Genomic DNA, 9,240 nt, shown 5'->3' on the forward strand with positions numbered 1-9,240 from the left:
ACGACACCGCGCTCGGACGCCTGCATGCTCTCGATCTGGCGCCCGTGCCGCTGCGCCGGCCGATCTCCGCCCTCTGGCAGGGCGGTCCTCGCGACCTGCACGGCCTGGCCCGCGAGCTGGTCGAGGTCGCCGCCGGCTGATCCGGATGCGAGAACGGCCCGCCCCCCGGATGCCGGGAGACGGGCCGTTCGGCTGTCGATCGAGCGGTGCTCGGTCAGCCGTTGCAGATCTCGCCGAGCTCGGTGCTCGCGTCGGAGACCTTCGTGACGGTGTCGTTGACCTTCTGCATGGCGTCACTTGCCTGGGAGGGGTCTGCCGAGACCTCGCCGATGATGGTCGAGAACTCGCCGTACGCCGACACGAACTCGTTGTAGACGGGCGAGACCTCTTCGTTGGTGATCTTCTCGCCGAGCGCCTCGAACTCCTTCTGCACGTCTGCGAGCGCGGCGGCGGCGGCTTCCGGGTCGGTGGTCGCCGAAGCCGAGAGCTCCTGCGCCTTGTTGCTGATCTTGGTGCCCTCGTCGACGAACAGCTGGCAGGCATCGGCGACGCTCTGGCTGCTGGTGGCCGGCTTCTCGTCGGTCTTCTTGCCGCTGCTGCTGTCGGCCGCCGGGGAGCCCGAGCAGCCGGAGAGGCCGACAGCGAGGGCGAGAGCGGTGATGAACAGGGCGGATCTGGGTGCGGTGCGCATGGATTCTCCTCCGGTGACAGGCCGAAGGCCCGCCTTGCGCAGCCCCCCGACTATGAGAACCCTATTGCACTCGACCGCCGCTGTGAGGGCGATCCAGCGCATCCGGGTACGATCGGTGGGTACGTCTCCCCGAGCACCAGGAAGCGAGGTGGTTCACCATGTCGAGTGACAGTCATAGTCGCAGACACGTCACACCCTCCGCTTCCGCACCGCTCGGCTGAGCGGCGTCGTCTGCTGCGACGCACGCCCCTTCGCTCCGGCGAAGTCCGCTCCGTGCGGTGCCTTCCTAAGGCACGCTCATGACTCCCATCCAGCTTCAGACCGTCTCCGACGCCGCTGATGACATCCGCCGCCTCATCGCCCAGGGCGACCTGCCCGGCGCATCCGCGAGGCTGACGCCGCTGACCGTTCCCGAGGTCGTCGAGCTCATCGACCGGCTGGGCATCGAAGACGCCGCCATCGTCTACCGGCTGCTCGCGAAGGCGAGGGCGCTGGACGTGTTCGAAGCGCTCTTGCCCGGCACCCGGGGCGACCTGGTGCGCGCCCTGCGCCGGGCCGAGGTCACGTCGCTGTTCGCCGAGATGGACCCCGACGACCGGGTCTGGCTGCTCGACGAGCTGCCGGCATCCGTCGCGCCGCAGCTGCTGCGCGGCCTGACCCGGCAGGAGCGCGAGCTGACCGCGGGGATGCTCGGCTATCCGCAGCACTCCGTCGGCAGGCGGATGAGCCCCGAGTTCGTCACCACCCACCCCCGGCTCACGGTGCGCGAGACGTTCACGCGCATCCGCGCCGCCCTCCACAGCGCCGAGACCGTGTACACGCTGCCGGTCACGGACGCGCGGCGGGTGGTCGGGATCGTGAGCCTGCGGGATCTGATGTCGGCCGACGAGGATGCCCTGATCGCCGACGTCATGAGCGAACCGCACGTCGCCGAGGTCACGGAGGACGCGGAGATCGCCGCGCGCCGCACCACCGACTACGGCCTGCTCGCCCTGCCGGTCGTGGACGGCGATCAGCGGCTCGTCGGCATCCTCACGATCGACGACGCGGCCCGCATCCTGAAGCAGGAGGAGAGCGAGGATGCCGCGCGTCAGGGCGGTGTCGAGCCGCTGCGTCGCTCGTACCTGTCGACCCCGATCCGCCGCCTCGTGCGCTCGCGCGTGGTGTGGCTGCTCGTTCTCGCCGTCGGCGCGACGCTGACCGTGCAGGTGCTCGACGCGTTCGAGGCGACCCTCGCGCAGATGACCGTGCTGGCGCTGTTCGTGCCGCTGCTGATCGGCACCGGCGGCAACACGGGCAATCAGGCGGCGACGACGGTCACGCGCTCTCTGGCCCTCGGCGAGATCACGCCCCGCGATGTGCGCAAGGTGCTCTCGCGCGAGGTGAGGGTCGGGCTCAGCCTCGGTCTGCTGCTCGGGATCCTGGGCTTCACGCTGACAGGTCTGATCTACGACTGGCACGTCGGTCTGGTGATCGGGCTCACGCTCACCGCCGTCTGCACGGTGGCGGCATCGATCGGCGGCATCATGCCGCTCGCCGCGCGCGCCATCAAGGTCGATCCGGCGGTCTTCTCGAACCCGTTCATCACGACATTCGTCGACGCGACGGGCCTGATCATCTACTTCCTGATCGCGAAGGCCGTGCTCGGGATCTGAGCGCGCTCTACGACTCGGCCGCCTCTGATGCGGTGGCGTCGTCCGCCTCGACGGCGGCACGGCGCGGATGCCACAGCACGACCTCGGTCGAGCGGCGGATGCGCCGGCCCGACGGCAGGGTGACGACCTGGCCGGATGCCCCGGCGGCGAACACGCGCACACCGGGGCGGGTCTCGCGCTCGGCGCGCAGAGCGCCCTCGAGCTCGTTGACGCGGCGGCGCAGCATCCGCACCTCGTCCTCCAGATCGAGCAGACGGGCGATGGCCGGCAGGCTCATCCCCTCGCTCGAGAGCTGGGCGACCTCACGGAGCTGCTCGATGTCGCGCATCGAGTAGCGCCGCGAGCCGCCGCGGGTGCGGCCGGGCACCACCAGACCGATGCGGTCGTATTGCCGCAGGGTCTGAGGGTGCATTCCGGCCAGCTCCGCGGCGACCGCGATCGCGAAGACGGGTGAATCGGCGTCCATGGTCAGACCTTCGCTTTGGCCATCATCTCGGCCCGCGGGTTCTCCTTGGGCCCGAGCTCGTGGAAGCGCTCCAGCGCCTCCCTGGCCGCGTCGTCGAGGTGCGAGGGAACGGCGATCTGCAGTTCGGCGAGCAGGTCGCCGGTGCCCTTCGCCGTCGTCACGCCGCGCCCCTTGACCCGCAGCACGCGCCCGGAGGGCGTGCCGGGGGCCACGCGGAGCTTGACCGTGTCGCCGCCGAGCGTGGGCACTTCGATGGTCGCCCCGAGCGTCGCCTCGGTGAACGTCACCGGCACCGTCAGGCGCAGGTTCAGTCCGTCGCGGCTGAACACCGGATGCGGGCGCACCTTCACCTGCACGACGATGTCGCCGGCCTCGCCGCCGTCGGGCGACGGACGCCCGCGGCCGCGCAGCCGGATCTTCTGCCCGTCCTTCACCCCCGCCGGCACCTTGACCTTGAACGGCTTGCCGTCGCCGGCCTGCAGGGTGATGGTGTCGCCCTGCACGGCGGTGACGAAGTCGAGCGTCGTCGTGGCCGTGAGGTCGGTGCCCTTCTGCGGGCCGCCGAAGCCGCGGTACCCGCCGGTGGGCTGACCGAAGCGGCCGGAGCCGAACGAGCCGCCGCCCTGCGAGAACATCGAGAAGATGTCGTCGAAGTCGGCCTGGCTCGCTCGTCCTCCCTGCCCGAACCGGCTGAACACGTCTTCGAAGCCGCCGGCACCGCCGGCACCGGGTGCGGTGAACCGCGCACCCGAGCCCATGGCGCGGATCTCGTCGTACTCGCGGCGCTGCTCGGCGTCGCTGAGCACGCTGTACGCCTCGCTGATCTCCTTGAACTTCGCCTCGGCCGCAGCATCACCCTGATTGGAGTCGGGGTGGTACTTGCGGGCGAGCTTGCGATAGGTCTTCTTCAGATCGGCATCCGAGACGTCCTTCGAGACGCCGAGCGTCTTGTAGAAGTCCTTGTCGAACCAGTCCTGGCTAGCCATCGATCACCTGCTCCTACTCGGCGGGAACGGCGACGACGACCTTGGCCGGGCGCAGTTCGACATCGCCGAGACGGTAGCCGACCTCGACGACCTCGAGGATCGTGGAGGTGGTGGCACCGGGGGTCGGCTGCTGGAAGATCGCCTCGTGATGCTGCGGGTCGAACTCCTCGCCCTGCGCACCGTAGGCGACGACGCCGAGTCGCTCGACGACGCCGCGCAGCTTGTCGGCGATCACGACGAAAGCCGAGCCCTCGACGAGGTCACCGTGCTGCTGGGCGCGGTCGAGGTCGTCGAGCACGGGCAGCAGGCCCTTGGCGACCTCGCCCTTCGCGCGCGCGATCTCGACGTGACGCTGCTCCTCGGTGCGGCGGCGGTAGTTGGCGTACTCGGCCGTCAGACGCTTGAGATCGGTGAGCAGAGCGTTCTCGGCGTCGATGATGCCCGCGTCGGAGCCGTCCTCGCTGGCCGCCTCGTCGATCTGCTCTGCGTTCAGGATGTCGTCGACCGTGAGGTCGTCGTCCGAGCCCTCGGCCCCTGCGGCCTCGCTCGAGTCAGGGTTGTCAGGAACGTCCTGGTTCTGCGGCACGGGGCCGGATGCCTGAGCATCCGACCCCTCCGGAACCTCGTTCTCGTCGAAGTTCTTGTCCGTCATGATTACTTCTTCTCGTCCTCGTCGTCGACGACCTCGGCGTCGATGACGTCCTCCTCGGAGGAGGGGGCGTCACCGGTCGGGGCCTCGCCCTCGGCCGAAGCGCCGGCGGCGTCCGCCTGCGAGGAGGCGTAGATCGCCTCGCCGAGCTTCGACTGGGACTGGTTGAGCTTCTCGAACGCGGTCTTCACGGCCTCGTCGTCGTCGCCGGCCAGAGCCGTCTTGAGCGCGTCGACGTCGGCCTTGACCTCGGTCTTCACGTCCTCGGGGAGCTTGTCCTCGTTCTCGGAGATGAGCTTCTCGATCGAGTAGGCGAGGGTCTCCGCCTGGTTGCGGGTCTCCGCGGCCTCACGACGCGCCTTGTCCTCGGCGGCGTGCTCCTCGGCCTCGCGCACCATGCGCTCGATGTCCTCCTTCGACAGCGACGAGCCGCCGGAGATGACGATCGACTTCTCGGTACCGGTGCCCTTGTCCTTCGCGGACACGTGCACGATGCCGTTGGCGTCGATGTCGAAGGTGACCTCGATCTGCGGGATGCCGCGGGGAGCCGGGGCGATGCCCGTCAGCTCGAACGTGCCGAGCGGCTTGTTGTCGCGGGTGAAGTCGCGCTCACCCTGGAAGACCTGGATCGCGACGGACGGCTGGTTGTCGTCGGCCGTGGTGAAGGTCTCGCTCCGCTTGGTCGGGATGGCCGTGTTGCGCTCGATGAGCTTGGTCATCATGCCGCCCTTGGTCTCGATGCCGAGGGAGAGCGGGGTGACGTCGATGAGGAGGACGTCCTTGCGCTCGCCCTTGAGGACACCGGCCTGGAGGGACGCGCCGACCGCGACGACCTCGTCGGGGTTGACGCCCTTGTTGGGCTCCTTGCCGCCGGTGAGTTCCTTGACGAGGCTGCTCACGGCCGGCATGCGGGTGGAGCCGCCGACGAGGACGACGTGGTCGATGTCGGACAGCTTGATGCCCGCGTCCTTGATGACCTGGTGGAACGGCGCCTTGCAGCGGTCCAGGAGGTCGGAGGTCATCTGCTCGAACTGCGTGCGGCTGATGCTCTCGTCGAGGTGGATGGGGCCGTTCTCGCTCATCGAGAGGTACTGGAGAGAGATGTTCGTCGACGTCGCGGTCGACAGCTCCTTCTTGGCCTGCTCGGCGGCGTCACGGAGACGCTGCATGGCGATCTTGTCGTTCGACAGGTCGACACCGGTGTTGTTCTTCACCGTGGTGAGGAGGTGCTTGACGATGCGGTCGTCCCAGTCGTCGCCACCGAGCTTGTTGTCACCGTGGGTGGCGCGGACCTGGATGGTGGAGAAACCGTCCTCCGGGTCCTTGCCGACCTCGAGGAGGGACACGTCGAACGTGCCGCCACCGAGGTCGAAGACGAGGATGAGCTCGTCCTCCTTGCCCTTGTCGAGGCCGTAGGCGAGGGCCGCGGCGGTCGGCTCGTTGATGATGCGGAGCACGTTGAGGCCCGCGATCTCACCGGCCTCCTTGGTGGCCTGACGCTCGGCGTCGTTGAAGTACGCGGGGACCGTGATGACCGCGTCGGTCACGGTGTCGCCGAGGTAGGACTCGGCATCGCGCTTCAGCTTCTGGAGGATGCGCGCGGAGATCTCCTGCGGCGTCCACTTCTTGCCGTCGACGTCGAACGACCAGTCGGTGCCCATGTGGCGCTTGACCGACGCGATCGTGCGGTCGACGTTGGTGACGGCCTGGCGCTTGGCGGTCTCGCCGACCAGCACCTCGCCGTCCTTGGTGAATGCGACCACCGACGGGGTGGTGCGGAAGCCCTCGGCGTTGGCGATGACCTTGGGCTCGCCGCCCTCGAGGACGCTGACCACGGAGTTGGTGGTTCCGAGGTCGATTCCGACAGCACGTGCCATGTGTTTCTCCTTTGCATTGGTGAAGTCTTGGACGATCAGATGCGAACCTGAGTCGTGATGACTCAAGTGTAAGCGCACGTCCGGATACTGTCAAAACAAACTTGACATGTCTCGACTCAGGTTTGGGTCTCGGGGTCGCATTTCGCTGTTTGACGCCGATCCGGCGGCATCCGCACGACCCGATCTAGAGTCGCCCGCATGGTCAGACCCGCGCTGCTCGCCGTCTCGCACGGCACTTCCGACGTCGACGGCGCGCGGTCGATCGCGGCGCTCGTCGCCCGGGTGGCCGAGCGGCTGCCCGACGTCGACGTGCGCGAGGGCTTCGTCGACGTGCAGCAGCCCGACGCGGCGAGCGCGCTGGCCGGGCTCGACGGACCGGTGGTCATCGTGCCTCTGCTGCTCTCGCAGGGCTTCCACGTGCACCACGACCTGCACGGCATCGTCGCCCAGCGACCGGATGCCGTCGTCACCGACCCACTCGGCCCGGATCCCCTGCTCGCCGAGGTGCTGGCGACGCGCCTCGACGGCATCCGTCATCCCGACGCCCCGATCGTGCTCGCCGTCGCGGGTTCCCGCGACGAGCGCTCGGTGCCGGATGCCGAGGGCATGGCCGCCCTGCTGCGCGCGCGCACCGGGCGCCGGGTCGATCTCGGGTACCTCGCCGCCAGGCATCCGGATCTGCCGACGGCGCTTGCCGCCGCTCCGGATGCCGTCGTCGCGACGTACCTGCTCGGGCGCGGGTTCTTCTTCGATCTCGCGGTCCGCCACGCCGGCGACCGTCTGATCACGGGGCCGCTGCTCGACGATCTGCTGCCCGAGCGGGGCATCCCGGACGCGTTGGTCGACCTCGTGGTCGCCCGCTACGAGACAGCGCATTCGGCCTGACTCACCGCAGGTCGGCGAACGCGCCGAGGTAGGACGAATTCCCGTGATCTCGTCCTACCCCGGGTGATTCGCCTTCGCTCGTGCGGCGCCCTGCTCACCACGCACCCCCTGCTCACCACGCACAGATCCGCTGATCGCACCACCCCTCCGGCGTCACATTTCGCGTCACGTGACGTTCTGTTTCCCTCCTGGTCGCTGCGTGTCACGAAGGGTTCCCGGCTCGAATCGCAGTCCGTACGTTGATCCCCAGCCATTCACCTGAGGGGGCTCGATGACCATCCAGCAGCCGACGACCATCCGCGGCGCACGCACGCGCACCAGCCGCACGCCGACCAAACCGCACGGCCAGTGGGCGATCGACGGCACCGAGCCGCTCAACGGCAACGAGGAGTTCAAGCTCGCCGACAACGGACTGAACGTGCGCGAGCGCATCGAGACGATCTACGCCCAGGGCGGGTTCGCGAGCATCGACCCGACCGACCTGCACGGCCGTTTCCGCTGGTGGGGGCTGTACACCCAGCGCAAGCCCGGCATCGACGGCGGCCGCACCGCGCAGCTCGAGCCGCACGAGCTCGAGGATGAGTACTTCATGCTGCGGGTGCGCATCGACGGCGGCCAGCTGAGCACCGAGCAGCTGCGCGTGATCGGCGAGATCTCGACCGAGTTCGCCCGCGACACCGCCGACATCACCGACCGGCAGAACGTGCAGCTGCACTGGGTCGAGGTCCAGGACGTGCCCGAGATCTGGCGCCGTCTCGAAGCGGTGGGCCTGAGCACCACCGAGGCGTGCGGCGACGTGCCCCGAGTCATCCTCGGTTCGCCCGTCGCCGGCATCGCCGCCGACGAGCTCATCGATCCGACCCCGCAGATCCGCGAGATCGCCGATCGCTTCCTGGGCGACGAGACCCTGTCGAACCTGCCGCGCAAGTACAAGACGGCGATCACCGGGCACCCCAGCCAGGACGTCGTGCACGAGATCAACGACTGCGCCTTCGTCGCGGTCGAGCACCCCGAACTCGGCATCGGCTACGACCTGTGGGTCGGCGGCGCCCTGTCGGTGGTGCCGCGACTCGGCGAGCGCATCGGCGTCTTCGTGACTCCCGACCGCGTGGCCGAGGTGTGGCACGGCGTGACGCAGATCTTCCGCGACTACGGATACCGGCGACTGCGCAACAAGGCGCGCCTGAAGTTCCTGCTCGCCGACTGGGGCACCGAGAGGTTCCGCGCCGTGCTCGAGGACGAGTACCTCGAGCACCCGCTGCCCGACGGTCCCGCCGCCCCCAAGCCGAACAGCCTCGGCGACCATGTCGGCATCCACCGCCAGAAGGACGGCCGCTTCTTCGTCGGCGCCGCCCCGCTCGTCGGCCGCGTGTCCGGCTCCACCCTGACGGCGCTCGCCGACCTCGCCGAAGCGCACGGCTCGCAGCGCATCCGCACCACACCCCACCAGAAGCTGCTCGTGCTCGACATCGACGAGAGCCGCGTCGACAGCCTCGTGCAGGGGCTGGATGGCCTGGGCCTGTCGGCCCGGCCGAGCCTGTTCCGCCGCGGCACCATCGCGTGCACCGGCATCGAGTTCTGCAAGCTCGCGATCGTCGAGACGAAGGTCAACGCCGCCCGCGCGATCGAGCAGCTGGAAGATCGCCTGGGTGCCCTCGAACCCGAGATCGGTCGCCCCATCACTCTGCATGTGAACGGATGCCCGAACTCGTGCGCGCGCATCCAGACCGCGGACATCGGGCTCAAGGGCCAGCTCGTGCTGATCGACGGTCAGCAGGTGCCCGGCTACCAGGTTCACCTCGGCGGCGGGCTCGCGAACGTCGACCGGGAGGAGGCAGGGCTCGGCCGCACCGTGCGCGGTCTCAAGGTGCCGGCGGACGGCATCGCCGACTACGCCGAGCGGGTCATCCGCCGCTACCTGGCAGACCGGGACAGCGCCGGCGAGACCTTCGCGCAGTGGGCGCACCGAGCAGACGAGGAGGCCCTGCAGTGAGCGCCGCCGACCTGCGCGCGCTCGCCGAGCGCGGCAAC

General features: G+C 69.1%; 8 protein-coding genes. 3 read left to right on the forward strand and 5 right to left on the reverse strand.

Annotation, left to right across the window (positions count from 1 at the left end):
• Window positions 1-214 precede the first annotated feature (214 nt).
• Window positions 215-691: a hypothetical protein gene (locus tag RT309_RS11420; RefSeq protein WP_313357148.1), complete on the reverse strand. Its 477-nt coding sequence runs from the start codon at window positions 689-691 to the stop codon at window positions 215-217.
• A gap of 299 nt (window positions 692-990) precedes the next feature.
• Between RT309_RS11420 and mgtE the strand changes: the two genes are divergently transcribed.
• Window positions 991-2,346 (forward strand): magnesium transporter, encoded by a 1,356-nt coding sequence (gene mgtE, locus RT309_RS11425; RefSeq protein WP_313357150.1) that lies wholly within the window; start codon window positions 991-993, stop codon window positions 2,344-2,346.
• A gap of 7 nt (window positions 2,347-2,353) precedes the next feature.
• Here the strand turns inward: mgtE and RT309_RS11430 are convergent, their stop codons facing one another.
• From RT309_RS11430 to dnaK, 4 genes are read right to left on the reverse strand one after another with little or no spacing between them, the layout of a single operon-like run.
• Window positions 2,354-2,812 (reverse strand): heat shock protein transcriptional repressor HspR, encoded by a 459-nt coding sequence (locus tag RT309_RS11430; RefSeq protein WP_313357156.1) that lies wholly within the window; start codon window positions 2,810-2,812, stop codon window positions 2,354-2,356.
• 2 nt (window positions 2,813-2,814) lie between these two features.
• Complete coding sequence (locus RT309_RS11435; protein ID WP_313357158.1) at window positions 2,815-3,798, reverse strand: DnaJ C-terminal domain-containing protein; 984 nt, start codon at window positions 3,796-3,798, stop codon at window positions 2,815-2,817.
• Between the two features lie 13 nt (window positions 3,799-3,811).
• Window positions 3,812-4,450, reverse strand: a complete 639-nt coding sequence (locus RT309_RS11440) for a nucleotide exchange factor GrpE (RefSeq protein WP_313357160.1) — start codon at window positions 4,448-4,450, stop codon at window positions 3,812-3,814.
• A 2-nt stretch (window positions 4,451-4,452) separates the two neighbouring features.
• Entirely contained in the window at window positions 4,453-6,324 is a 1,872-nt protein-coding gene (gene dnaK, locus RT309_RS11445) for a molecular chaperone DnaK (RefSeq protein ID WP_313357162.1), read from the reverse strand.
• 198 nt (window positions 6,325-6,522) lie between these two features.
• Here dnaK and RT309_RS11450 point away from each other — a divergent pair, with 198 nt between their 5' ends.
• Together RT309_RS11450 and RT309_RS11455 are read left to right on the forward strand one after the other, a co-directional pair.
• Entirely contained in the window at window positions 6,523-7,209 is a 687-nt protein-coding gene (locus RT309_RS11450) for a CbiX/SirB N-terminal domain-containing protein (protein ID WP_313357164.1), read from the forward strand.
• Window positions 7,210-7,480: 271 nt separating this feature from the next.
• Window positions 7,481-9,202, forward strand: a complete 1,722-nt coding sequence (locus RT309_RS11455; RefSeq protein WP_313357166.1) for a nitrite/sulfite reductase — start codon at window positions 7,481-7,483, stop codon at window positions 9,200-9,202.
• The last annotated feature ends 38 nt before the right edge of the window (window positions 9,203-9,240 follow it).

Origin of the sequence: Microbacterium sp., assembly GCF_032084865.1 — a bacterium.
GTDB lineage: Bacteria > Actinomycetota > Actinomycetes > Actinomycetales > Microbacteriaceae > Microbacterium.